This window comes from Aquicella siphonis, from assembly GCF_902459485.1.
GTDB classification, from domain to species: Bacteria; Pseudomonadota; Gammaproteobacteria; order DSM-16500; family DSM-16500; genus Aquicella; species Aquicella siphonis.
This window is the reverse complement of record NZ_LR699119.1, coordinates 585324-609711: the sequence shown is the minus strand read 5'-3', so window position 1 is coordinate 609711 and position 24388 is coordinate 585324. Positions and strand designations below refer to the sequence as shown.

The following is a 24388-nucleotide window of genomic DNA, read 5'->3' as shown; positions in this document are numbered from 1 at the left end:
TATTAATTACACAGTCTGATATGATTCAGCCAATATCGTCGCGGATGAGCCGCCACCGCGCCAACAAAAAAAATAAATACCCAACACACAAATGAGGCTTGCATGATCATCGTTGTTTACTACCCTGATTCCACCAGCCATCTGGCCATAGGATTAACCGGCCTGTGCAGAGATAAAAATCTCTATATCAGTTTTTTTCCGGCAAATGAACGCTCACTAGCCGGCTTCCGGCTGCATGAACTGGACCACGACCGGCTCAAAGATTCTGCCAGCCGGACATCCCGCGCCGCCTCCGTCGTCATTCTGCCGACAGAGGAATCGTGCGGATATGGCCTTTCGGAGCAGGCGGTTTATGACTGGTGGAAAAATCATTTCAAGCCGAATCAGGAAAATTTTGGCTGGTTCGATAATAACTGCTCTTCTGTCGTCTACCGCGCCCTGTGTCAGGCTCAGCTGGGTTCTGCCTCGTTAAATCATGCGTTGCTACTGGAGAAAAAATGGTTTTGCACGCCAGGCAGTATCCTGTCTTATGCCAGCGAGCTGGGCGCCGCCATGGTGCACCAGAATTCGGATGAACAGAATCTGCTGCAAAAATACGCCGAAATGCGGGAAATTTGTGAACATAGCAAATTTTGTAATCCCTATGATCAAGCCGTCGCACTCTCTAGCCGACTGCAACAACTGACGACCGACCGCCTCCAGCCTGTCATTAATCAATTCTTTTGTGCCGCTGTCAAAAATGTCTTGCAGCAATTCGGACAACATCTGGCAACGAATGAACAATATGCGTCTTATTCCGATCTGGCAGCCAAAACCCGGACACAGGATTTGTCCGAAGCGGATGTGGCGGCGCATATCCAGCGACTCAATGTTCTCGCCAACACCATCGCTGGAAACCCGTCCCTGCATGACACGCTTTTTCCTGTCCTGCAATCCGGCATAAGTACCATGCTGCTGGCACCCATGGCTGACATCATCGGCGCCTACCTTCCCCGTCTGCTGCAGGAGCGCAAGTTAATCAATGCGACCTTGCAGGATGCCGCGGATAAAATTGATCCGAAAAAAAATCCGCACATGCGCTACGTGCAGAAAAGCGATGTGATGCCGCAGGAGTTTCACCATTTCCACAGAGCAATTTAAAATCGCTCTCCCTCTGACGCGGCAGCAAGTCTGCCGCAGTCATTTTTCAATACCCCATTTTTTCATGCCGCGTGCATGTGCGTGACACAATGCGACCGCCAGTGCATCCGCTGCATCCGGCTGCAAGCTTACGCCTATGTTTAGCAAGCGCTTCACCATGAATTGCACTTGTGATTTGTCCGCGGCACCATGGCCGACCACGGATTTTTTTACCGCCCGAGCCGAATATTCCGCCACTGGAATATCCAGGGCAACAATCGCGGCACCACGCGCCTGTCCCAGCTTGAGAGCGGAATTGGGATTTTCCTGCATGAACACTTGTTCAATGGCCGCCTCGTGCGGCTGATAGGTTTGCATGATTTTTTGCAGGCCGAGATAGATTTGACGCAGACGCTCATGCGCAGGAAATGCCAGCAGATTGAGATAACCGCTGGCCAGATAAACGTGGCGGTTGCCTTCCAGCCGGATCACCCCATAGCCTGTGCGGCGAGACCCGGGATCAATTCCAATGATCACCGTCATAAGAACATCCTTTGCACTGATTTCCACACCGGACCATCCGGATTCAGCAGCCCGCTCTCAGTTTCCACCGGAATACGATTGTATCCATCCGGCGCAGGCTGGGCGAACGGCGCTGCCCATCAGGACAATTCATTCAGTATCTCTTCTGCGATATCAGCATTGGAATAAACAGACTGGACATCATCCAGATCTTCCAGTGTATCGATCAGGTTCATCACTTTTTCAGCCGTTTCCTTATCGCTAATAGAAACACTGGTCTCAGCGCGCATGATAACATCCGCCTGTTCAGGCCTGAATCCTGCTTTGGCCAGAGCGTCTTTGACCATGATAAAGTTGTCCGGCCCGGTGATGACATCCACACTTTTATCACTGTTTGAAATAACGTCATCCACACCCAGTTCCAGCGCGTGTTCCATTAATCGTTCTTCATCCACGCCGGGTGCGAAAGTCATTTGGCCCTGCTTTTTAAAAAGATAGGACACGGAGCCGTCTGTTCCCAGATTACCGCCGCTCTTGGTGAAAGCATGCCGGACTTCAGCGACCGTGCGGTTACGGTTATTGGTCATGCAATCCACCATCACTGCAATACCGCCCGGCCCGTAACCTTCATAACGGATTTCTTCCACACTTTCACCTTCCATGCCGCCCGTACCGCGCTTGATCGCGCGTTCAATGACATCTTTGGTCATGTTGGCTTCCTGGGCCTTATCCAGTGCGGCCCGCAACCGCGGATTGGAGCCGGGATCACCGCCGCCCATTTTCGCAGCCACCGTCACTTCGCGGATGATTTTCGTGTAAATCTTGCCGCGCTTGGCATCCACTTTCGCTTTATGTCGCTTGATGTTTGCCCATTTGCTATGCCCTGCCATCGGTTTATTCCTTTGCCTTGGTAACGCGTATGCCTAATTCGATTAATTGTTCCGGTTCAACGGGAGCCGGTGCATCCATGAGAGGACAGCTTGCCGTTTGTGTCTTGGGAAACGCAATCACATCGCGAATCGATGAAGCGCCCGTCATCAACATGACCAGACGATCCAGACCAAAGGCAATTCCGCCATGCGGAGGGCATCCCAGACGCATTGCCGTCAGCAAATGTCCAAACTTGTCTTCCGCTTCTTCATCGCTGATATTGAGAATATTGAAAACCGCTTTTTGCATGTCCGATGAATTGATACGCACCGAACCTCCGCCAATCTCACTGCCGTTCAAGACCATGTCATAAGCGCGCGCCAGCATGTTGTGGGGGTCCCGCATCAATTCTTCCACGGTATCCGCCTTGGGTGACGTGAAGGGATGATGACATGCGGAGAGACGGCCTTCGCCTTTTTCAAACATGGGAAAATCCACCACCCACAGAATGCGCCAGTCTGACGACACCAATCCGCGGTCCTGGCCCACCTTGAGACGCAGGGCACCCAAAGATTCATTCACCACGGATGTTTTGTCGGCACCAAAGAAAATAATATCGCCGACTTGCGCTCCGGTCCGCTCAAGAATGCTGTTCACGACCGAGTCGGGCAGAAATTTGAGTATGGGTGATTGCAGGCCTTCCTTGCCTTCAGCGTTGATTTTGATATACGCAAGGCCGCGCGCGCCAAAAATACTGATATAACTGGTGTACTCATCAATTTCCTTGCGGCTGATCGCGGCACCGCCTGGCACCCGCAGCGCGGCAACACGGCCATGCGGGTCTTTCGCCGGTTCGGCGAATACCTTGAATTCCACTTCCTTCATCAAGTCGCCAACATCCACCAGTTCCAGCGGGATGCGCAGGTCCGGCTTGTCCGAACCGTAGCGGCTCATGGCTTCCGCATAACTCATGCGTGGAAAAGGATCCGGCAGTTTGACACCGAGTAATTCAGCGAACAGACCGCGTATCATTTTTTCCATGATGGCTTGTATTTCATGCTCGCCCAAAAAAGAAGTTTCAATATCCAGCTGGGTGAATTCCGGCTGTCTGTCGGCGCGCAAATCTTCATCACGAAAACAGCGGACAATCTGGTAATAACGGTCCATGCCCGCCATCATCAACAACTGCTTGAATTGCTGGGGCGATTGCGGCAAAGCAAAAAAACTGCCGGGCTTGGTGCGGCTGGGAACCAGGTAATCACGAGCGCCTTCCGGCGTGGCCCGGGTCAACACCGGAGTTTCAACGTCAATGAATCCTTGTTCATCCAGATAGCGGCGCAGATAACGGGAAATGGCTGCGCGTGTTTTCAGGCGCTCCAGCATTTCAGGCCGGCGGATATCCAGATAGCGGTAACGCAGTCTCGCTTCTTCACCCACTTCATGATATTCATCGTCTATCGGAAACGGCAATGGTTCGGAGCGGTTGAGAATGACCAGCTCGGACGCCGCGACTTCAATTTCACCCGTGCGCAGATTGGGATTGACGGTACCGTCAGGGCGTCTCCTCACCGTACCTCTGACCTGGATCACATATTCACTGCGCACCGTTTCAGCATTGGCAAACGCCGATTTCTGCTCAGGCGCCACCACAACCTGAACTATCCCTTCGCGATCACGTAAATCAATGAATATGACTCCCCCATGATCACGGCGGCGATGCACCCAGCCTGCCAATCTGACTTCCTGGCCTAACAAATCCGCGGTCGTTTGTCCGCAATAATGACTACGCATGAGATACCTTCGTATTAGATTAAATTTGCCCTGAATAACGCAAAGCCAACCGCCTGCCAGCCGCGCGGCTCAAGATACACGCGCAGTCTGAAGCATCCCCAGGTTCAGACTTTCATTGACCAGAGGGATAAGTTGTTTTTACCGGCAGCGAGCCTGGCTGTACCACTCCTAAAGAGATCACGAATTTTAACGCCTGATCAACGCTAATATCTAGTTCTTTCACCCTGCTCCTCGGAGCCATCATCAAAAAACCCGACGTGGGATTGGGTGTGGTGGGAATAAAATAAATGACCAGTCTTTCACCCGTGGGCTTCCCCTGTATGACTTCGTCCACTTCACCAGTCTGAAATGCAATGCTCAAAACACCGGGACAGGGATACTCCACCAGCAGCACCTTGCGGAATGACTGGCCGCCCGGCTTGAACAGTGTTTCGGTAACCTGTTTCACTCCGGTGTAAACCGAACGGACGAGCGGGATACGCGTCATGATGCGCTCGCTCATTTCCACCAAACGCTGGCCGATGAAATTGGCCGCGAACAAGCCGGTAAAAAAGATCACCAAAAGCGTCAGGACAACGCCGATACCCGGCACATGAAAACCCAGTAAAACATCAGGTTGAAAAGCAGGCGGAAGCAGCAACAAGGATTTGCTCAACAGGTCAACCAGAAATTTGATCACGACAAGAGTGATAATGACTGGCAGCCAGACCAATAGACCAGAAATAAAATATTTGCGTATGGCTGCAATCATGAAGCCTCTCCGGAACCGGTGCTGCCGGAACCTGTCGATGATGAGGAAGAGGCGGGTTCCTTGCCCGCGCTGTTCTCAGGCTTGGTTTCTGTGCTGCCCCCGGTGGAAGCTGCTGATTCCTGGGCAGATTTGGATTTACCCTTGGCACTATAATCCGTCACATACCAGCCTGACCCCTTGAGCTGAAAGCCCGCGGCTGAAACCAGCTTGTTGAGAGCAGGCTGATGACATTCAGGGCAATCTGTCAGCGGCTGGTCAGACATCTTCTGGATGGCCTCCAAATGATGCCCGCAGACAGAACATTGATATTCATAAATTGGCATACTTTACCCCAATCACAATGATGAAATACTTGGCCGCTGCTTGTCCTGCGCGGCAATAATCCTAAAATTGAGACAGTTTCTAAGAACCAGATATTTTAATAAGATATGATATCGACAGTACAGATAAAATTAATATTTTTAATATTCTTTTAAAAAATGATCATCAAAAAAGCGCGTATAACGCGCCAATCCACTCATTATTCCCTATAAACACACCCTTTGACAACCGGCATGCGGCATGAATATCCTTACGGAAAGATAATCAGCGCAAGCCCTGCGACCAGCCGATAACCGGCAAATCTGCGCCCAACCACCCGGGGTAACACATGGAATCGAAATCAATTCTGATCACCGGCTGCTCCAGCGGCATCGGTTTTCATGCCGCGGCCTTTCTCAAGGATCGCGGTTATCGCGTCTTCGCCACAGCGAGAAAACCCGAAGATGTGGAAACTCTCAAAGCTCATGGATTTGACGCCTTGCAGCTGGATGTCAATGATTCCCCCTCCATACGCCGCGCCCTGGATCATATTCTTGACGCCACCGATGGGACGTTATACGCCTTGTTCAATAACGCGGGTTATTTGCAAGCCGGAGCGGTGGAAGACTTGTCGCGCGACGCGGAACGGGCACAGTTTGAAACCAATGTCTTCGGCCCCATGGAACTCGTACGCCTGACATTGCCCATCATGCGCAGACAGGGTTACGGGCGTATCATACAGAACAGTTCCATATTAGGCGTGGTCGCCATGCCGTTTTACGGCGCGTATAACGCTTCCAAATTTGCGCTTGAAGGTTTCAGCAATACATTGCGGCAGGAATTGCGCGGCACACCGATTCACGTTTCCATTCTCAACCCCGGACCGATTACGACGCATCTGCGAGAAAATGCCTTTCAGGTATATCAACGCACCCTCAAACACACTGTCGCCAGTCCTTATCAAAAAACGTATAAAAAAATGGAGCAAACGTATTTCGCTCCTCAGGAGAGGAAAATCGCGCAGCATCCGGAAGCAGTAGTCAAAAAACTGCTTCACGCGCTGGAAAGCCCGCGGCCGCGCACCCGTTATTACATCGGCCTGCCGGCACACATACTCGCATTTTTAAAGAGAATTCTGCCGGATTCTGCGCTAGACTGGGTCATTTACAAAATCCGTTAGCAGTCTGCGGAGATATCCAGGCCAAGAGGAACATTACATGTCTTACCTGCTCGTTCTTTATTACAGCCGTCACGGGTCAGTCAAGCAAATGGCGCAATATATTGCGCGCGGAATTGAATCCCGGCCCGGCCTGGAAGCGAGAATACGCACCGTGCCTCCTGTTTCCCCGACGACTGAAGCCACTGATCCCTACATTCCGGACAGCGGCGCACCTTATGCGACACTGGATGATTTGAAACATTGCGCGGGACTGGCACTTGGCAGCCCCACCCGTTTTGGCAACATGGCAGCTCCTGTGAAGTATTTCCTCGACCAGGCCAGCGGTCTTTGGCTGTCCGGCAGCCTGGTCAACAAACCGGCTGTCGTGTTCAGTTCCACTTCCACCATGCATGGCGGCCAGGAAACCACCTTGCTCAGCATGATGCTGCCCTTGTTTCATCTGGGTTTTATTGTGCTGGGCATCCCCTATACCGAACCAGACCTTAATACCACGCAGAGCGGCGGTACGCCCTACGGCGCGTCTCATGTCGCCGGCGTGTCAGGAAAAAATCCCGTCACAGAAGAAGAACAGCGGCTGTGCTTCGCGCTGGGCAAGCGCCTGGCGGATATCACTCTTAAATTGAATGGATGATCGCTCAAGGATGACATATGAAAACGGCTTTTCAAAATGCATCAGGTTTTCACCTGATTGAAATTCTGCTGACTATCGCGATGGCCGGCATTATCGCGGCGTTAAGCCTGCCGTTGTATTCACAATATATGGTCCAGGCGCGGCGCGCGGAAGCCGCCGGCATGCTGGCCAGGCTTGCGGTCGCCATGGAACAGTTTCACATCGAACATAATAGTTACGCCGGCGCAACGCTTTCGGATTTGAAATTTCCGGACGTGATCGCCAGGAATTCGTATCACCTGGCGATTCAGCAAACAAGCGTCGGCGAGTATCAGCTGCGCGCCATTCCGCTGGGCAAGCAAGCGCAAGATGATCAACGCTGTGCTGCGCTCATACTCTATTCCAGCGCACAAAAAGGCGTGAGCGGACCGGGCAGCGTGAGTGAATGCTGGTAAGCCCCGTTTTTAATTAATATTTTAATGTGAGTTTTAATTATCCGTTTTTTCACAGCTCAACGGCTTGCCATGCGCATCTTTAATGATGCCGTCTGCATCCGGATAAGACGTGCGCATGCGTCCTGATTGACTGATCATGACAGCCCATACCGCCAACGCTTCTCGACAATACCAGAATGTGCCATTATCACCATGCGTCAAATTGTAGGGTAAAAGCAACATGTGGTTACGATGAAATGGAAATGCGCGCCAGCGCAGAGAGGCGCGGCGAAATTGCGCCTGTGACATCAAAATGATTTTTTCCCGCGCTTTCGGCACACCGTCAGCACTCTCATCCACAAATACCAGATATCCTCTTCCCTGGCCGCCCGAACACGCGGCCTGATTTTCAATCAAACAAAGTGATACTGGTTTTCGGAGCGTGGTGACCGTGGTTTTTGCAAGCCGTATTGCGTCCATTAATTGTCCCAGCGCCGCCTCGTCTTGTGTGTTTTCATAGAAGTGCCGCAAGACTGGCAGAGCTGACGCCGTCAGCACTGCTGTGATCAGGAGTGCAACCATCATTTCCATGAATGTAAAACCCAGTTGTGATTTCATGAGTGTGTTACCTGGGATCAGATTGGTTTCAAGAAGACATACTCGTCATCTGCGCGCAAGCGGCAACCCAGCGCCGGCGTGTAAACGGTTCTGCCGTGATAATCAGGCGATACGCTGGTAAAGAAAATTCATGACATCTTTTGTTTCCGGAGTCGCAAAAACGGGGTTTTGTTTTTTATGAGCGAAATACAGATTGCCGCGGTTCAAGATTCTTGTCACCCCCATGACTTGCTCATGGTCTGAATCAATCAGCTCTATGGATACCGATTTCACTGCCGGATTTGCAAACGTCCGGCTTCCACCCTGGATGATATCCAATTCGATTCCGTCCACATCAATTTTGAAATAATGGGGTACCGGCAAATTGAAATCGGCAATAAAACTGTCAATATCATAGCCAACCATGCCTTGACGAAATACCGGCTGGTAAGGGTTCCCACGAAAGTCCAGATTGCTCCCGAAACTGGACATGGACGTGCCAAAATCCACACTGGCGAGATTGATGGTATCAACGGACTTTTTATGCGTGAGCGCGAGACACAAAGGCAGGACGCGGTCCTGCAGGTTGTTCAGCATCACGTTCAGGCACAATTGAAAGTAATTGGCGAAATGCGGTTCAAACGCAACCACCCTGACGCCTTTTTTCGCGGCGTAAATCGTATAAATTCCTACGTTCGCGCCTATGTCCCAAAGGATTTCCCCGGGCTGAAAGCTGTCTATCCATGCAATGGTTTCGGGTTCTTTTTCCAGCAGGGTATCAAACCGCCAGCCGCTGCCTTTTGCGAGATAATGGATAAGAAGCTGATTGACTGTGATGGATTTAACTTCACCCAGATTAAGATTTTCAATCAAGCTCATGATATTTCCCTTTTCGAAAAAACAATACCCAGGCATTGCTCTCCGTTGTGCGTCCATGGTTGAAACGCCGCGCGGCAAATGCAACCGCGTGCTGCTGCTATATTTTCAGATTTTATCCCTGATGGCAAGGCAAGGCTAAGCGTATCCGCCGGCGGCCGCACAAATCATTCTGCTGATGTCACTCCCGGGGACGCATATGCGGAAATAAAATCACATCACGAATGGAAGGTGAATCCGTAAATAACATGACCAGCCGGTCTATTCCTATGCCTTCTCCGGCTGTCGGGGGAAGACCATGTTCAAGCGCGGTGATATAATCCGCGTCATACGGCATGGCTTCTTCATCGCCCGCCGCCTTGTCCAGCATTTGCTGGCGGAAACGTTCCGCCTGATCATCCGGGTCATTCAATTCAGAAAAACCGTTCGCGATTTCGCGTCCCGCTATAAATAATTCAAACCGGTCCGTGACAAAAGAATCCGTGTCACTGCGGCGCGCAAGCGGGGAAACTTCCGCCGGATAAGCCGTGATAAACGTAGGCTGCAGCAATTGATGCTCCACTGTTTTGTCAAAAATCACGACTTGCATTTTCCCCAGCCCGTAATTTTCCTCAAAAGGAATTTCCATTTTAGCGGCCGTGTTTTTAATCGCCTCCGGCGAATCAATATCCCGTTCCGATAGAGCAGGATTAAATTTCAAAATGGATTGCCTCAGGGTCAAACGCTCAAACGGCTTGCTGAAATCAAATTCAATGTTCTGATAAGAAAACCGGGTATGACCCAGGACATCCATTGCTATCTGTCTGAACATTTCTTCCGTCAGATTCATCAAGTCATGATAATCTGCATAAGCCTGATAAAACTCCAGCATGGTGAATTCCGGATTATGCTGTGTCGACACACCTTCGTTGCGGAAGTTGCGGTTGATTTCAAAAACGCGTTCAAATCCGCCCACCACCAGGCGCTTCAGATACAATTCCGGCGCAATACGCAAAAACAGCGGCAAATCCAGCGCATGATGGTGTGTGACAAACGGCTTCGCCGCCGCTCCGCCCGCGAGCACCTGCATCATGGGGGTTTCCACTTCAAGAAATTGCCGTTCCTGAAGGAAGCGGCGTATGGAATTGGTGATATGCGAACGCATCATGAAGGTGCGGCGAGTTTCATCATTGGCGATCAAGTCCAGGTAACGCTGCCGGTATCGTGTTTCCTGGTCCGTCAAGCCGTGAAATTTGTCAGGCAGCGGACGCAGCGCTTTTGTCAACAGCCGCATGGCTTGCACCTTGACAGACAGCTCTCCGGTTTTGGTTTTGAATAACAAGCCTTCTGCGCCTATGATATCGCCCAGATCCCATTGCTTGAACGCTTCATACACTTCCTGAGTCACATCGTCCTGGCGTATATAAAGCTGTATGCGTCCGGACATATCGAGAATATGGGTAAAACTCGCTTTGCCCATCAGTCTACGCGTCATGATACGGCCCGCGACTTTCACTCGCACCGGATGCGCTTCCAATTCCGGCTCGGATTTGCCGCTATATTGATCCAGCAGGTCAGCCGCCAGGGCGTCACGACGGAAATCCGTGGGATAGGCGCGGCCTGACCTGCGCCATTCCTCCAGTTTGTGCCTGCGCTGCTCTATCAGGTCATGCGTGTCCAGCGCTTCATGTTCGTGGTTTTTATCTGACATATTCTCTATCCAATTTCTATTTGAACCCAATGTCCGAGCATATCACGCGCTCACCGCAGCGCGTTACAATCCCGCCAGCAGACTGGCTTCTATGAACTTATCCAGATCTCCATCCAGCACCGCCTGGGTATTGCCGACTTCTACTCCAGTCCGCAAATCCTTGATTCGCGACATATCCAACACATAAGAGCGAATCTGGCTGCCCCAGGTAATATCTTTCTTGTTTGCTTCCAGCGCCGCCTGCTTGTCTTCCTGTTTCTGTATTTCCAGTTCGTACAGTTTCGCGCGCAATTGTTTCATGGCCTGGTGGCGATTTTTATGCTGGGAGCGCTCTGATTGGCATTGCACCACAATATTCGTGGGCAAGTGTGTAATTCTGACTGCGGAATCCGTCTTGTTGACATGTTGTCCGCCCGCACCGCCGGCACGATACGTATCCACACGCAAATCCGCGGGATTGATTTCAATCTGCACGTCATCATCAATTTCAGGTGAAAGAAAAACCGAGGCGAATGAAGTGTGACGCTTGTTATTGGAATCAAACGGCGATTTGCGTACCAGTCTGTGCACACCGCTTTCCGTGCGCAGCCAGCCATAGGCATACGGGCCTTCGAATTTGACTGTTGCGCTTTTGATGCCCGCGACTTCACCCGGAGACACTTCAATCAACTCGGCCTTGAATCCATGCCGCTCACCCCAGCGCAGGTACATGCGCAGCAACATGTTTGCCCAGTCCTGGGCTTCTGTTCCGCCTGACCCGGACTGAATATCCATGTAAGCATTATTCGCATCCATTTCGCCCGAGAACATGCGGCGAAACTCGAGGTCTTCAATCTTTTTGGTCAGTTTTTCCACATCTCTGGAAATCGCTTCCAGGGTATCGGTGTCATTTTCTGCCGTAGCGAGTTCATACAGTTCTTCGGTATCGTGCAGGTTTTTTCGCAGCGCTTCCATCATATCGACCACTTCTTCCAGCTGGGAGCGTTCCTTGCCCAATGCCTGGGCTTTTTCCTGCTGCTTCCAGATGTCCGGCGATTCCAGTTCCTGCCGGATCCCGGTCAATCTTATCTTCTTTTGATCAATCTCAAAGATACCCCCAGATACCGTCTAGGCGGGATTGTAATTCCTTGAGGTAGTTCCGCATGGATGTAATTTCAATCATGATGTAAACCTTTTATGCTAATGGGCGACAATTTAACAAGTTTTCGCCCTGGAATCCAGGGTATATGCAAGGCCAGCGGCCAGGGTCACGTTATTACTTGAAGTCGTGCAGGCTGATCGCGAAAATCAGGGCATCTTCATGACCTGACACAGTGGGATAATAATCCTTGCGCTCGCCGACAAGATGAAATTTCATTTTTCTGTAGAGTGCAATAGCCCGGCTGTTGGAACGCCGGACTTCAAGATAGGCGATGCCCACACCGTGGTCCCGCGCGTGGAACAGCGCATGCTGCAGCAGTTTTCTGCCCCATCCCTGGTGCTGGTATTCATTGGCGACGCCCAGATTCAGGATATGACATTCTTCTATCGTGATGGAAATAATAATGAACCCTGCGATTTTCTTGTCGATTTCCACGACCCAGCCCACATAACCCGCCTGAAAACACGCCTTGAATGTCGTATCAGTCCAGGGAACGACATGTACGGCATTTTCTATCGTCAATAACTGATCCAGATCTGAGGGGTATAACGTTCTCAACATAACGGGAAATCAATTCCTTGAATCAGGATTCGTTCTCACAATGCGCTCACCATCCATAATAGCACGACATGGCTTGTTATCTCTCAAGACAGCATGCGCGTCAAGAGTGCAGTCATTCTGGGGAGCGTGTTTCCTGTTTACGTCATCCCGAATAGCGCTTTTTGCGATTCAGAGCCTCCCTGGTAACAACAGGTTTTCATCAATGGATTCTTTAGCACAAAAAACGTGCTTCAGGATAATAACCGGCAGTATAGTATAGGTATTTTTCAGAGAGACAAACCGCATGCCCTATCGACTGACGAAGATTTACACGCGCAAAGGAGATGAAGGTTATACCACACTGGGAGACAAGCCCCTGCCCAAAGATGATTTGTTAATTGAGGCGCTGGGAACGGTTGATGAATTGAATTCTGTAATCGGTTTTATCGTCTCACTGCAAATACGCGACAAAGCGGTTGAAACCGTACTGACACAAATACAGAACGATTTGTTTGATCTGGGGGGAGAATTGCATTTGCCCCAGCGCGCCGCCATTACCGCTGAAAAAGTCACGCGCCTGGAAGAAACACTGGATGCATGGAATCAAACCCTGCCGCCGCTCAAGGAATTTATCCTGCCGCGCGGCACTCCCCCGTCCGCCGCGTGCCATGTGGCGCGCACGGTTTGCCGCCGCGCGGAACGCAGCATGGTCAGACTGCACCGCCAGGTCACACTGGAAAATCCGCAAATTTTGCGCTACCTGAACCGGCTTTCGGATTTGCTCTTTGTCACCGCGCGCAGACTCGCCAGCGAAAACAGCGAAACAGAATTACAATGGCAGCACGACTAGCGGCGAGAGCATTCATTGAGCCGTATCAGTCCTTTGCCATGACTGCTTCGCTCCCAGCGGCTGCCGAACCTGAGCACTCTTATCCAGTCATCTGCGCCCGCGGCTATCATTTACAGAGTATTGCATGCCTTTGAACGGCTGTATCCCGGGCTTCAGCTTTTGTCACAGATTCATCCGCCACTCTCGCAGGCGGAAACAACGTCATGGTGTTTACCGCGGATCTTTTGGCAATGCTGGTAACAGGAGATGGCACCGGGTGCACCATGGCTACTTCCTCATGACGCCATTGCCAGCACTTCACGCCTAAACGATCATACAAACACCGCGATGCTTCCAGCGCGGCAGACATGGGAACATAATACTCCCGTGCACGGCCCGCTCTGTAATTGGCATCAAAAACATAATACTTGTCATCACGATAAAATATACCAATCGTATGAGAATACCTGTTGTTGCTGGAAACAGTAATCGCCGGATAGGCTTTAGCCCGCTCACCCAGTGTTTTGGAAAGGAATTTCGTTGAAAAATACGTGTTCATATACAATTCCGTGGGCGCGTCAAGAATCTTGTCCACATCTTTCTGCCTGATGAGCTGACCATAACCATAATGAAGACTGTTTTGAGCAAATTCGATTTGTGCGATAAACTTTTGCACATCAATATCCTCATCCAGTTCACGGATTTTTTCCAGCGGCTGGTTGATGATTTTTTTGATGACTGCGTAATATTCTTCTTCGCGATAATCAGCCATTTTTTGCAGCCACACCAGAGCCAGACCATGACAATATCCTTTTGTATCCCATGGTTTGCGACCAAATGCTTTTAAATAATTATTGATTTGAGCAAGCAGTCTGTTCTGACTGAAATTTGCCGGCGGGGGCAACACAACGGTGGATGAATCTTCTTCATCATTATTTCTCCCTATCATGGCAACCTCCTGTTTTCATTTTATTCACAAATAATAGCTTCCCACTTTGATCATAGCGCGTAAAGATTAAAAAAATCTGAAAGGAGGATGTGGATAGAGTGAAATTCCACACTCATCAAAAAAAATGAGTGTAAAAAAATAACCTTGCTTTAACTTTCCGGTCTAAAAAATGGATACCTGGACACGCGATTCACTTGATCGCGTATATCACAGGTATCCTCATATCAGATGGGTATGCGGCGCTCCGGCTGCTAACTTCCGGCTTTTTCCGTCTTTTTCTTGGGCATGTACAAATCTGTAATAGTTCCTTCAAACACTTCGGCAGCCAGCGCGACAGTTTCGGAAAGAGTAGGATGCGGATGAATGGTGAGGGCGATATCTTCCACATCACAACCCATTTCAATCGCCAGCGCGGCTTCGGAAATCAGTTCGCCCGCATTGGGGCCCACAATTCCCGCGCCTATCACACGATGTGTTGTTTCATCAATAATCAGCTTGGTCATGCCTTCACTGCGGCCCAGACTGAGGGAGCGTCCGCTGGCGGCCCAGGGAAACACGCCTTTCCCATACTTGATGCCTTTGGCCCTGGCTTCATTTTCAGTCACTCCCACCCAGGCCACTTCCGGATCGGTATAGGCAACACTGGCGATACATTTTGCATCGAAGTAATGCTTTAATCCCGCGATCACTTCCGCGGCAACACGGCCTTCGGGCATGGCCTTATGCGCAAGCATGGGATTACCCGCCACATCGCCGATGGCAAAAATGTGCGGCACATTGGTGCGCATTTGCTTGTCCACCGCAATAAATCCCCTCTCATCCACCTGGATACCGGCCTTGGCCGCGTCAATCTGGTCGCCGTTCGGGCGCCTGCCCACCGCGCACAGTATACGGTCGAATTTTTCAGGTTCGCGCGGAGCATTCTCGCCTTCAAAGGTCACATACAAACCGTCTTTTTTAGCCTCGACTTTAGTAACCTTGCATTTGAGGTAGATATTTTTATAGCGTGACTTGATACGCTTGTACAACGGCATGACCACATCATTATCCGCACCCGGAATGATCTGATCCATTAATTCGACTATGGTAATTTCCGTGCCCAGCGCTTCATAAACCGTAGCCATTTCAAGACCGATAATCCCGCCGCCTATGACCAGCATCCTGCCGCCGGCATCAGCCAGTTCCAGCGCGCCGGTGGAATCCACAATACGAGGATCATCAGGCAGGAACGGCAGTTTCACCGGACGGGAGCCCGCCGCAATGATGGCATTTTCGAATTTCACGGTTTCCTTTGAACCATCCTTTTTGGTCACTTCGATTTCATGTTCCGAAACAAACCGGGCGACGCCGGTCACGACTTCAACCTTGCGCACCTTGGAAAGCGTTTTCACACCGCCTGTGAGCTTGGCTACCACACTGTTTTTCCATTCCAGCAGCTTTTTGAGATCAATCTTGGGCTTGCCAAACTGCACACCGTGCTCAGACATTTCAGAAGCTTCATCAATCACCTTGGCAGCATGTAATAACGCCTTGGAAGGAATACAGCCCACATTCAGGCACACGCCTCCCAGCGTATCATATCGTTCCACCAGGACCACCTTCTTGCCCAGGTCCGCCGCGCGGAAAGCGGCTGTATATCCGCCGGGACCGCTGCCGATTACCACTACTTCAGTTTGCATAGTCATTTTTATTAATCCTTATAGCAACAAATTACGAATGTCAGACAACATATTACCTAAATGCGTGATAAAGCGTGCGCCATCCGCACCGTCAACCACCCGGTGGTCATAAGACAAAGACAAGGGGAGCATCAGGCGCGGTACAAAAGCACCGTCCTGGTAGACAGGTTTATAGCTGGATTTGGAAACACCCAGGATCGCGACTTCAGGCGCATTGATGATGGGCGTGAACGCGGTCCCGCCTATCCCCCCCAGGCTGGAAATTGAAAAGCAGCCGCCCTGCATGTCTCCAGGCACCAATTGTTTATTGCGCGCCTTTTCACTGACCTGGGCCAGTTCCCTGGCAAGATCCACCAGCCCTTTTTTATCCACATCGCGAATCACCGGCACCACCAGACCATCCGGTGTATCCACGGCAACGCCCAGATGAAAATATTTTTTCATAATGAGATTTTCGCCGGATGTGTCAAGCGAAGCGTTGACATGCGGAAACGCCTTCAGCGACGCAACGGCTGCTTTCATGATAAAAACCAGCGGCGTCAATTTGATTTTCTGTTTTTCCATCTCAATCTTGTGCGCCAGCCGGAACTCTTCCAGGGATGTGATGTCCGCCTCGCCGAATTGAGTCACATGAGGAATCATCATCCAGTTGCGCTGCAGGTTTTTGCCCGAAATTTTCTTGATGCGGGACAGTGCCTGCGTGTCAACAGGCCCAAACTTGGAAAAATCCACGACCGGCGCGGGCGGGAAGGACAGAGACATGCCGCCGGACTGTATTTGTGACAACTGGCCTTTCACATACGCCTGCACATCTTCTTTCAGGATGCGCGATTTGGGACCGCTGCCCGCGACTTGCGTCAGATTGACACCGAATTCCCGTGCAAGACGCCGCACGCCCGGACCGGCATGCACATCGCTGTCGGATTGAACGGTGCCGGTCAAGACTTGTTTCACTGGAACAGGTATTTCTGGCTGCCGGACGGCGGGCGCCGGTTTTTCTACCGGTACTTCAGCCGGCTTTTCAGGTGATTTCACTGTCGGTGTTTCTGCGGCAGCCACTTTTGGCGCTGCAACGCCCGCGGCGGCCTCCAGTGTCGCCAGGATAGAACCATTGGAGACTTTATCACCCACTTTGACTTTGATTTCCCTGACTATCCCCGCTTCCGCGGCCGGCACTTCCATCGTGGCCTTGTCAGATTCCAGCGTCACAATGGGCGCATCAGCCTCGATTTTATCGCCTGGTTTCACCAGCACTTCAATCACAGTCACATCAGCGGCGCCGCCTAAATCCGGGGTAGTAATATTCTTCAATGCCAACGTCTTATCCTCCATTGTCCAGGTCAATACCAATTTATCCTCATCCTCATTATCACGAGGATAAGGCGGATGACAACATGATTTTTCATACTGTCACAGGATTGGGCTTCTTGGGATCAATACCATATTTTTTCATTGCGGCTGTGATCTGGCCGGCGGATACGGCGCCGTCTTTCATTAACGCATACAAGGCAGCCACGACTATATAATAGCGGTCGACCTCAAAGAAACGACGCAGATTTTCACGCGTATCACTGCGTCCAAAACCATCCGTCCCCAATGTCACATACGTACGGTCCAGATACGGCCTGGCCAGATCTGCATAGGCGCGCACATAATCAGTCGCCGCGATTACCGGCCCGGGATGCTCTTGCAGACATTTCGTCACATAAGGCACGCCGGGTTTCTTTTCCGGAGCCAGCATATTCGCGCGCTCTGTCGCTGAACCGTCACGATGCAATTCGCTAAAGCTGGTCACACTCCAGACATCGGCTGAGACATCAAAATCCTGTTTCAGCAAGTCTGCCGCAGCAATCACTTCATTCAAAATCGCGCCGCTGCCAAACAACTGAACCTTGTGTGCACCTTTCTTTCCGCTGCTTAGCAAATACATGCCGCGGATAATGCCTTCCTCCACTCCCTTGGGCATGGCAGGCTGCACATAGCGCTCATTCATGGCCATCACATAATAAAAGACATCTTTTTCCTCAGCATACATTTCCTTGAGACCATGTTGAATGATCACGGCCATTTCATATCCAAACGCAGGATCATAGGCACGGCAATTGGGAACATTAGCGGCGGCCAGCAAGCTGGTGCCGTCCTGGTGCTGCAAGCCTTCGCCTTCCAGCGTGGTACGTCCCGCGGTCGCGCCAATGAGAAACCCGCGCGCGCGCATATCACCCGCTGCCCAGATGAAATCACCGACACGCTGAAATCCAAACATGGAGTAATAGGCAAAAAATGGAATCATGGGATAGCGGTGCGTGGCGTAAGAAGTCGCGGCGGCAATCCAGGATGACATGCATCCTGCTTCGGTGATGCCTTCTTCCAGCACCTGCCCGTCTTTTGCTTCCTTGTAATAAAGAAACTGTTCCTTGTCCTCGGGTGTATAAAGCTGACCCAGGGGAGAATAAATGCCTATCTGGCGGAATAATGCCTCAAGACCAAATGTCCGTACTTCATCAGAAAAAATAGGGACAATGCGCTGGGCAATGGATTTGTCTTTAAGCAGCACATTCAGGATGCGGCCAAAGACCATGGTGGTAGACATGGTTCTGTCGGCGGATCCCTGTAAAACAGAGTCAAATGCATCCAGCCCGGGAACTTCCAGGGGACCGGGCATTACCTGGCGCATGGGAAGATGACCGCCAAGCTTTTCGCGCCGCGACCGCATGTAGTGCATTTCCGGGCTGTCGTCTGCGGGCTTGCAGAAACGGAAATTCAAAAGATCCTCATCCGCGAGGGGCAGCTTGAAACGGTCACGAAACGCTTTTAATTCCTGTTCGCTCATCTCAAGCGAGTTATGCGCGACATTCCTGCTTTCCGCCGTCCCGGTACCCAGTCCATAACCTTTTACACCCTGGGTCAGAATCACGGTAGGTTGTCCCTGGTGCCGCACTGCGGCGGAATAAGCCGCGAAAATCTTGAGGGGATCATGCGCTCCCCGGCTCAGACGTCCCAATTCTTCATCTGTCCAGTCAGCGACCAGAGCTTTTAATTCATCCGTATTAAAAAGGAACTCGCGCAGGTAAGCAGGACCGCGCGCATAAGCCGTCTGCAAATCGCCATCCACGCATTCATCCAGACGCTTAAGCAAAGCACCGGATGAATCTTTCTCAAACAGTTTATCCCAGCGGCTGTCCCACAAGACCTTGATCACATTCCAGCCCGCGCCGTGAAATAAACGTTCAAGTTCCTGCACCACTTTGTAATTGCTGCGAACCAGTCCATCCAGACGCTGCAGATTGCAATTCACGACAAATATCAGGTTATCGAGTTGTTCGCGGGCTGCAAACGCAAGCCCCGCCATGGATTCCGGTTCATCCATTTCACCATCACCGCAAAAAACCCATACCCTGCGATCATTCGCAGCCATCAAACCCCGGTTTTCCAGATATTTTAAAAACCGTGCCTGGTAAATACCCTGCAGCATGCCGAGGCCAAGAGAGACAGTGGCAAACTGCCAGAAATCAGGCATCAGCCAGGGATGTGGATAGGAAGAAATCCCTTCACCATCCACTTCCCGACGGAAGTTTTGCAATTGCTTTTCCTGAATACGGCCTTCCAGATAGGCTCTGGCATAATTACCTTCAGAAGAGTGGCCCTGGAAGTAAATCAGGTCGCCCGCAGACTCACTGGTCGGGCCGCGAAAAAAGTGATTGAGACCCACTTCATAAAGCGTTGCGATAGAAGCGAATGAAGACAAATGACCGCCGATACCACCCGCCTGTTTCCTGGCTAACAATACCATGGCGACCGCATTCCAGCGTATATATGCTTCAATCGCTGCCTCAAGCTTGAGGTCACCCGGGTAGTCCGGCTGCTGATCAACTGGTATGGTATTGATATAAGGAGTAACCAATGGCGAAACGCCTGACGTCACGCCTTTCTTTTTGGCTTCATCGAGCAGTTTTTGCAAAACATACTGAGCGCGCTCCCTGCCCTCGTACTTCACCAGAGAGGCAAGCGCATCCAGCCATTCTTTTGTTTCTACGGGATCAAGATCACTCCGCGATTTCGTCATCACAATCTTCCTGTTGGTCTGTTTTGCGGCTAAGTTTACTCGAATACAGCAAAAATCCAAGACCTGTACTGAAAGTGAACCCTATCCTATCCCTGAAAGTCATGTTTGTCTTTTATTTATTGTAACCCAATCCTTATCCCGTTTCTCCGATGAAGCAAAGCCCGCGCCAGCCCGAAGTCAGATTCTTTTCATCATAAAAATAACATGATAGATAGCAGTCACACGCCGCCGCTCAACTGAATGAGCAAGCCGTCCGCCGCATGTGTCAAAATGAAGGGGTTCAACCGGCTGACGTTATCAGACGATTTTCCACTCATTATGTAATTTACAGAAGGTATAACTGGCTTTCTCATTCACCAGGTTAGCTGTATTCAGGATTTTAAGATGCCTGCAAACCGACCCATGTGTATGGGTGGTATGGGAAGGCACATAAATGCCATGGCTGCCGGTACGGGGATTATGCCAGGCCACTTTTATGCCATCCCGGGAATGATTGAGTGCGTCACTGAGCGCCGCCTTGGACAACTGCCAATCATCTTTTGTAAAAAAACTCATGGCCGAGTTGCTCAGGAAGCTGCAATTCGAAGCAGCCGCCGAAAATGACAAAGTGCTCACTATCACCGCGGCCATCATAATCCGAACAGGTTTATTCATAATCACAATCCTTCGCTAAAAACAAAAATACCGATAGACTTAATAAATCATCCATTTATTATTGGTCTTGCAAAACTTGTACGTTCCTTCCCCCTGGATCTGGTTGGCTGTGTTGAAGAAAAACAGTTTGCGGCAAGTCATGCCGTTTTCCTTGTGGGTATCGGATGGAATCATGTAGCCAAACGCGCCTGTGCCGGGATTTTGCCAGGACGTTTTATCCCCATCCTTGGTTTTATCAAGCACATTCGCTTGGGTTTTGTTGAAAATCTGCCAGTCTTCCTTGGTAAAATAGCTCATGGCCGAGTTACTCATAAACGCCTGATTCACCGCCCACGCAGAGAGACCCACCAGACAGAAGAACAGACAAAGGATACTGATTTTGGTCGTGGTTTTCATATTTGCATTCCTTGCCAATACGAAGATATGAGGTATTTATCATATCACAATAAAATAAATCACGCCCCAAGTCACCCATGCCGACCTGCGGGCACGCAGGCAAAATACAGGCCAGCGGCGATTAAAAAACGCTTGCGCTGTCATTGGAAATCATAGATAAGATTATGGTTAAACTTTTTGTCACAAGGAATGTGCATGCGCCGATTACCGCTCTCTTTACTGACACTCCTGGTTTCTTCATCCTTCATGAGCACTTCCGCTCTTGCCGCTGCGTTTCAGCTTTATGAACTGGGGACGCCCATCATAGGCACCGCGGGCGTGGGTCAGGCAGCTGTCGCGGAAGACGCATCCATTTCCTATTTCAACCCTGCGGGCATGGGTTTGCTCAACCAGTCGCAATTCATGCTGGGCGCGCAAGTTCTCTTGCCGTATACCAATTTTTCCAAAAATACGGCCAATACCATCAGCGGAGGCAATGCCAGCAATGCCGGCATGCTCACGCCCGGAATGGATGTCTATTATGTTTATCAGTATTCCCCCAGTTTAAAATTCGGCGTGAGCCTGACTGCGCCCTATGGCGGATCTCTTAATTATACCGATGGATGGGCAGGCCGTTACATTGTCCAGGATGTTTTGTTCTACACTTTGAACCTGAATCCAAGCATCGCTTATCGAGTCAACAACTGGCTGTCCCTGGGCGCGGGGGTAGCCGTGGAATACATGAATCTGCAGGAAACCGTCGCCCTGCCTATCGAGCCGTTAGTTGACGGCCAGATCGATCTCAAACTGGATAATTTCGCCTACGGCTTCAATCTTGGCGCCATGCTGACACCCTACCAGTCAACCCGTATCGGCATCGCCTACCGCTCCCGTATCAAGCATAACCTGCATGGCAGTACGACATTCCTGAGAGTCACGGATGAGCCGGGGACATCCACTCAGATGATCATGCCCCAAAACGTGATTGTCAGCCTCGCACAGGATTTATCCTGCCAGTTCACACTGCTTGCCGAACTGGGCTGGTCGAACTGGTCTTCCATGCAAAATACCATCTTGCACGTAGACAGGTTTTCTGAAACCACGCCCCGGCACTGGAACAATACTTATCGCGCGGGATTGGGAGGGCAATTCAAGGCCACGCCGGATTTCACCCTGCAGGCCGGCGCCTCATTTGATTCTTCACCGACAAACACGTCGCACAGACTGCCGGACATGCCTATGGACAGGCAAATACGTCTTGGCGTCGGCATTCTCTATGCCATGATGAAACCGGTGACGCTGGGTGTATCGTATGAATACATGAACCTGGGCAAGGGTGATATCCATAATGTTTCCTCAAACGGTGTGCTCGCCGGTTCTTACTCAAGAAATTACGCCAATACCGTACAAGTCAGCCTCAATGTTGCAACCTGATTATTACCCCTGATAAAAGCACTATTGCGGGCGACGGGAAGATTGATTTGCCTGACTGTTTAATGGATACTTCAACGATTTATCATTTCAATCTACAAAGGAAAGGATGCGGCACGCTTAAAATCTTATGTCATCATCAAGCAGACTCACAGCTACGGCACAAACTTATTTTCAATTCAAGGCAAGCTTCTCACCTTGTATCGTTTTTGAAATCCTGCAGTATGATCTTGAAGGCATCAAACATCATCTGGCGGAAACCATACGCAAGACACCGAATTTTTTCATGGGCGCGCCTGTCATCATTGATCTGGAAAAAATGAAATCCATAGACATCATTCCGCTTGAACCCGTCAAGAATTTGCTGCTTTCTCACGGCATTCTTCCTATCGGCACACGCGGCGGCAATGAAGAACAGCAAAAAGCAGCGGCGGCCGCCGGACTGCCCGCCGTCATGGCAGGCAGGCAGACGGCCAGCGAACCCGCCAAAAACAAATCCCGAGCGCTGCCTGTGCCGGCGAAGCTGATAACACAACCCATACGTTCAGGCATGCAGGTATACGCCGGGGAAGGCGATCTGATTGTCACGACTCAGGTCAGTCCGGGAGCTGAATTGATGGCAGACGGTCATATCCATGTTTACGGCACACTGCGCGGCAGGGCCATGGCAGGCGTGCATGGCAACCAGGAAGCGAGAATTTTCTGCCGATCGCTGGAAGCGGACCTGGTTGCGATCGCGGGATATTATCTGACCCGGGATGAAATCCAGCTGCCCCAGGATAAAAGCAGTTTCATTCAGATATATTTAAAAAGCGAACAATTGCAAATCGAAACTTTATAAACAGAAAAAAGGAGATGAAGGTGGCCAAAATAATTGTCGTCACATCCGGCAAGGGCGGAGTTGGCAAAACAACGACCAGCGCATCGTTTGCAACAGGATTAGCCACGCGCGGTTTCAAAACCGTGGTCATTGACTTTGATATCGGCTTGCGCAACCTGGATTTAATCATGGGCTGCGAACGCCGCGTGGTATACGATTTCGTGAATGTGATTCGCGGCGAGGCAAGCCTGCAGCAAGCCCTTATCCGCGACAAACATGTCAAGGATCTTTCCATTCTGGCCGCGTCGCAAACCCGCGATAAGGACGCCCTGACACTGGAAGGTGTGCAAACGGTTTTAAACGACTTGTCCAAAATGTTTGATTATATTGTTTGCGATTCGCCTGCAGGCATAGAGCGCGGCGCACAGCTCGCGATGTATTTTGCCGACAGCGCCATCATCGTTACCAATCCTGAAGTTTCTTCGGTACGGGATTCAGACCGGATACTCGGATTATTGGCGAGCAAGACTTTGCGCGCAGCGGAAGGACGCGAACCCGTGACTGAACATTTGCTGCTGACCCGTTACTCTCCCAAGCGCGTGGCGAACGGCGACATGCTCAGCTTGTCTGATGTGAACGATATCCTGGCGATACCCTTGCTGGCCGTGATTCCTGAATCACAAGCGGTATTGCGCGCCTCCAACTCAGGCGTCCCCGTTTTTCTGGACAATGACAGCGACGCGGGCCAAGCCTACCAGGATGCCGTGGCACGGTTTTTGGGTGAAACAGTACCGCACCGTTTTATTGAAGAAAAAAAACCATGGATTAGACGTCTGTTTAGCTTCAAGGAAAAGGAGGCGGTATGAGCATCCAGCTGCAATTGAATAAGATCCTGAATTACTTCCGGCGTCCGGAAGAGACGGCCAAATGCGCAAAGGAACGCTTGCAGATCATCATCGCGCATGAGCGCGGCGAGCGGGACAAACCCGATTATCTGCCTTCGCTTCAGCAAGACTTGCTGGATGTCATTTCAAAATATGTCTCCATCAAAAAAGACGACGTCAAGATCGAACTGGAGCGCCAGGAAGGGTGTTCGATACTGGAATTAAATGTTGTGCTTCCTTCCGCGCAAAAAAAATGACGCGCGTGCCGGATTACCGCGGCTGT

The 24388-nt window shown here is 50.8% G+C and carries 25 protein-coding genes; 9 read left to right on the top strand and 16 right to left on the bottom strand.

Translation table 11 applies throughout. The annotated features are described in order from the left end of the window. The first annotated feature begins 102 nt into the window (after nt 1-102). A complete protein-coding gene (locus tag AQULUS_RS02910) occupies nt 103-1140 on the top strand; it encodes a hypothetical protein (protein WP_148338449.1) in 1038 nt (345 codons plus the stop codon). Between the two features lie 39 nt (nt 1141-1179). On the opposite strand, the gene ruvC is transcribed toward AQULUS_RS02910, so the two are convergent. The 5 genes from ruvC to AQULUS_RS02885 all read right to left on the bottom strand — a co-directional run bounded on the left by ruvC (nt 1180) and on the right by AQULUS_RS02885 (nt 5376). Next, complete coding sequence (gene ruvC, locus AQULUS_RS02905) at nt 1180-1662, bottom strand: crossover junction endodeoxyribonuclease RuvC (protein WP_148338446.1); 483 nt, start codon at nt 1660-1662, stop codon at nt 1180-1182. Nucleotides 1663-1781: 119 nt separating this feature from the next. Beyond that, nucleotides 1782-2531 carry a YebC/PmpR family DNA-binding transcriptional regulator gene (locus AQULUS_RS02900; RefSeq protein WP_148338443.1) on the bottom strand — a complete coding sequence of 250 codons (750 nt, stop codon included), beginning with the start codon at nt 2529-2531 and terminating at the stop codon, nt 1782-1784. Nucleotides 2532-2535: 4 nt separating this feature from the next. Beyond that, nucleotides 2536-4302 (bottom strand): aspartate--tRNA ligase, encoded by a 1767-nt coding sequence (gene aspS / locus AQULUS_RS02895; RefSeq protein WP_148338440.1) that lies wholly within the window; start codon nt 4300-4302, stop codon nt 2536-2538. 112 nt (nt 4303-4414) lie between these two features. Next, nucleotides 4415-5053, bottom strand: coding sequence for a DUF502 domain-containing protein (locus AQULUS_RS02890; protein ID WP_148338438.1), 639 nt, complete (start codon nt 5051-5053; stop codon nt 4415-4417). Then, nucleotides 5050-5376 carry an FmdB family zinc ribbon protein gene (locus AQULUS_RS02885; RefSeq protein WP_148338436.1) on the bottom strand — a complete coding sequence of 109 codons (327 nt, stop codon included), beginning with the start codon at nt 5374-5376 and terminating at the stop codon, nt 5050-5052. The genes AQULUS_RS02890 and AQULUS_RS02885 overlap by 4 nt, the downstream gene beginning before the upstream one ends. Before the next feature lie 326 nt (nt 5377-5702). Between AQULUS_RS02885 and AQULUS_RS02880 the strand changes: the two genes are divergently transcribed. From AQULUS_RS02880 to AQULUS_RS02870, 3 genes are read left to right on the top strand one after another with little or no spacing between them, the layout of a single operon-like run. After that, nucleotides 5703-6533 carry an SDR family NAD(P)-dependent oxidoreductase gene (locus AQULUS_RS02880; RefSeq protein ID WP_148338433.1) on the top strand — a complete coding sequence of 277 codons (831 nt, stop codon included), beginning with the start codon at nt 5703-5705 and terminating at the stop codon, nt 6531-6533. 37 nt (nt 6534-6570) lie between these two features. Further along, nucleotides 6571-7164: an NAD(P)H:quinone oxidoreductase gene (gene wrbA / locus AQULUS_RS02875; RefSeq protein WP_148338431.1), complete on the top strand. Its 594-nt coding sequence runs from the start codon at nt 6571-6573 to the stop codon at nt 7162-7164. 17 nt (nt 7165-7181) lie between these two features. Next, a complete protein-coding gene (locus AQULUS_RS02870) occupies nt 7182-7598 on the top strand; it encodes a type IV pilin protein (protein ID WP_148338429.1) in 417 nt (138 codons plus the stop codon). Between the two features lie 33 nt (nt 7599-7631). Here the strand turns inward: AQULUS_RS02870 and AQULUS_RS02865 are convergent, their stop codons facing one another. The 5 genes from AQULUS_RS02865 to rimI form a co-directional block, all read right to left on the bottom strand. Continuing rightward, nucleotides 7632-8195 (bottom strand): GspH/FimT family pseudopilin, encoded by a 564-nt coding sequence (locus AQULUS_RS02865; protein WP_148338427.1) that lies wholly within the window; start codon nt 8193-8195, stop codon nt 7632-7634. Between the two features lie 102 nt (nt 8196-8297). After that, nucleotides 8298-9053, bottom strand: a complete 756-nt coding sequence (locus AQULUS_RS02860; RefSeq protein ID WP_172622708.1) for an FkbM family methyltransferase — start codon at nt 9051-9053, stop codon at nt 8298-8300. Nucleotides 9054-9231: 178 nt separating this feature from the next. Then, nucleotides 9232-10740: a lysine--tRNA ligase gene (lysS, locus tag AQULUS_RS02855; RefSeq protein WP_148338423.1), complete on the bottom strand. Its 1509-nt coding sequence runs from the start codon at nt 10738-10740 to the stop codon at nt 9232-9234. A gap of 63 nt (nt 10741-10803) precedes the next feature. Further along, a protein-coding gene (gene prfB, locus AQULUS_RS02850) for a peptide chain release factor 2 (RefSeq protein WP_148338421.1) occupies nt 10804-11902 on the bottom strand; the annotation gives its coding sequence in 2 pieces (ribosomal slippage) (nt 10804-11826 and nt 11828-11902; 1098 coding nt in all). A gap of 93 nt (nt 11903-11995) precedes the next feature. Beyond that, nucleotides 11996-12442, bottom strand: a complete 447-nt coding sequence (gene rimI / locus AQULUS_RS02845) for a ribosomal protein S18-alanine N-acetyltransferase (protein ID WP_148338419.1) — start codon at nt 12440-12442, stop codon at nt 11996-11998. A gap of 283 nt (nt 12443-12725) precedes the next feature. On the opposite strand from rimI, the gene AQULUS_RS02840 reads away from it, so the two are divergent. Beyond that, nucleotides 12726-13271: a cob(I)yrinic acid a,c-diamide adenosyltransferase gene (locus AQULUS_RS02840; protein ID WP_148338417.1), complete on the top strand. Its 546-nt coding sequence runs from the start codon at nt 12726-12728 to the stop codon at nt 13269-13271. A gap of 106 nt (nt 13272-13377) precedes the next feature. Here AQULUS_RS02840 and AQULUS_RS02835 read toward each other — a convergent pair whose 3' ends face one another. The 6 genes from AQULUS_RS02835 to AQULUS_RS02810 all read right to left on the bottom strand — a co-directional run bounded on the left by AQULUS_RS02835 (nt 13378) and on the right by AQULUS_RS02810 (nt 20991). Next, nucleotides 13378-14199, bottom strand: coding sequence for a hypothetical protein (locus AQULUS_RS02835; protein ID WP_148338415.1), 822 nt, complete (start codon nt 14197-14199; stop codon nt 13378-13380). 251 nt (nt 14200-14450) lie between these two features. Beyond that, nucleotides 14451-15890, bottom strand: coding sequence for a dihydrolipoyl dehydrogenase (gene lpdA / locus AQULUS_RS02830; protein ID WP_172622846.1), 1440 nt, complete (start codon nt 15888-15890; stop codon nt 14451-14453). A gap of 6 nt (nt 15891-15896) precedes the next feature. Next, the gene (gene aceF, locus AQULUS_RS02825) at nt 15897-17195 is read right to left on the bottom strand and encodes a dihydrolipoyllysine-residue acetyltransferase (RefSeq protein WP_232051820.1); all 1299 of its coding nucleotides are present in this window, start codon (nt 17193-17195) and stop codon (nt 15897-15899) included. Between the two features lie 85 nt (nt 17196-17280). Further along, the gene (gene aceE / locus AQULUS_RS02820; protein ID WP_148338411.1) at nt 17281-19944 is read right to left on the bottom strand and encodes a pyruvate dehydrogenase (acetyl-transferring), homodimeric type; all 2664 of its coding nucleotides are present in this window, start codon (nt 19942-19944) and stop codon (nt 17281-17283) included. A gap of 294 nt (nt 19945-20238) precedes the next feature. Continuing rightward, the gene (locus AQULUS_RS02815) at nt 20239-20595 is read right to left on the bottom strand and encodes an RT0821/Lpp0805 family surface protein (RefSeq protein ID WP_148338409.1); all 357 of its coding nucleotides are present in this window, start codon (nt 20593-20595) and stop codon (nt 20239-20241) included. A gap of 39 nt (nt 20596-20634) precedes the next feature. Next, nucleotides 20635-20991, bottom strand: a complete 357-nt coding sequence (locus tag AQULUS_RS02810; protein ID WP_148338407.1) for an RT0821/Lpp0805 family surface protein — start codon at nt 20989-20991, stop codon at nt 20635-20637. A gap of 195 nt (nt 20992-21186) precedes the next feature. Here AQULUS_RS02810 and AQULUS_RS02805 point away from each other — a divergent pair, with 195 nt between their 5' ends. The 4 genes from AQULUS_RS02805 to minE all read left to right on the top strand — a co-directional run bounded on the left by AQULUS_RS02805 (nt 21187) and on the right by minE (nt 24362). Beyond that, nucleotides 21187-22404 carry an OmpP1/FadL family transporter gene (locus AQULUS_RS02805; protein ID WP_172622706.1) on the top strand — a complete coding sequence of 406 codons (1218 nt, stop codon included), beginning with the start codon at nt 21187-21189 and terminating at the stop codon, nt 22402-22404. A gap of 127 nt (nt 22405-22531) precedes the next feature. Next, the gene (gene minC / locus AQULUS_RS02800) at nt 22532-23242 is read left to right on the top strand and encodes a septum site-determining protein MinC (RefSeq protein WP_148338403.1); all 711 of its coding nucleotides are present in this window, start codon (nt 22532-22534) and stop codon (nt 23240-23242) included. A gap of 20 nt (nt 23243-23262) precedes the next feature. After that, nucleotides 23263-24087 (top strand): septum site-determining protein MinD, encoded by an 825-nt coding sequence (minD, locus tag AQULUS_RS02795; protein WP_148338401.1) that lies wholly within the window; start codon nt 23263-23265, stop codon nt 24085-24087. Continuing rightward, nucleotides 24084-24362 carry a cell division topological specificity factor MinE gene (gene minE / locus AQULUS_RS02790; RefSeq protein ID WP_148338399.1) on the top strand — a complete coding sequence of 93 codons (279 nt, stop codon included), beginning with the start codon at nt 24084-24086 and terminating at the stop codon, nt 24360-24362. Before minD ends, minE begins: the two co-directional genes overlap by 4 nt. Nucleotides 24363-24388 lie beyond the last annotated feature (26 nt).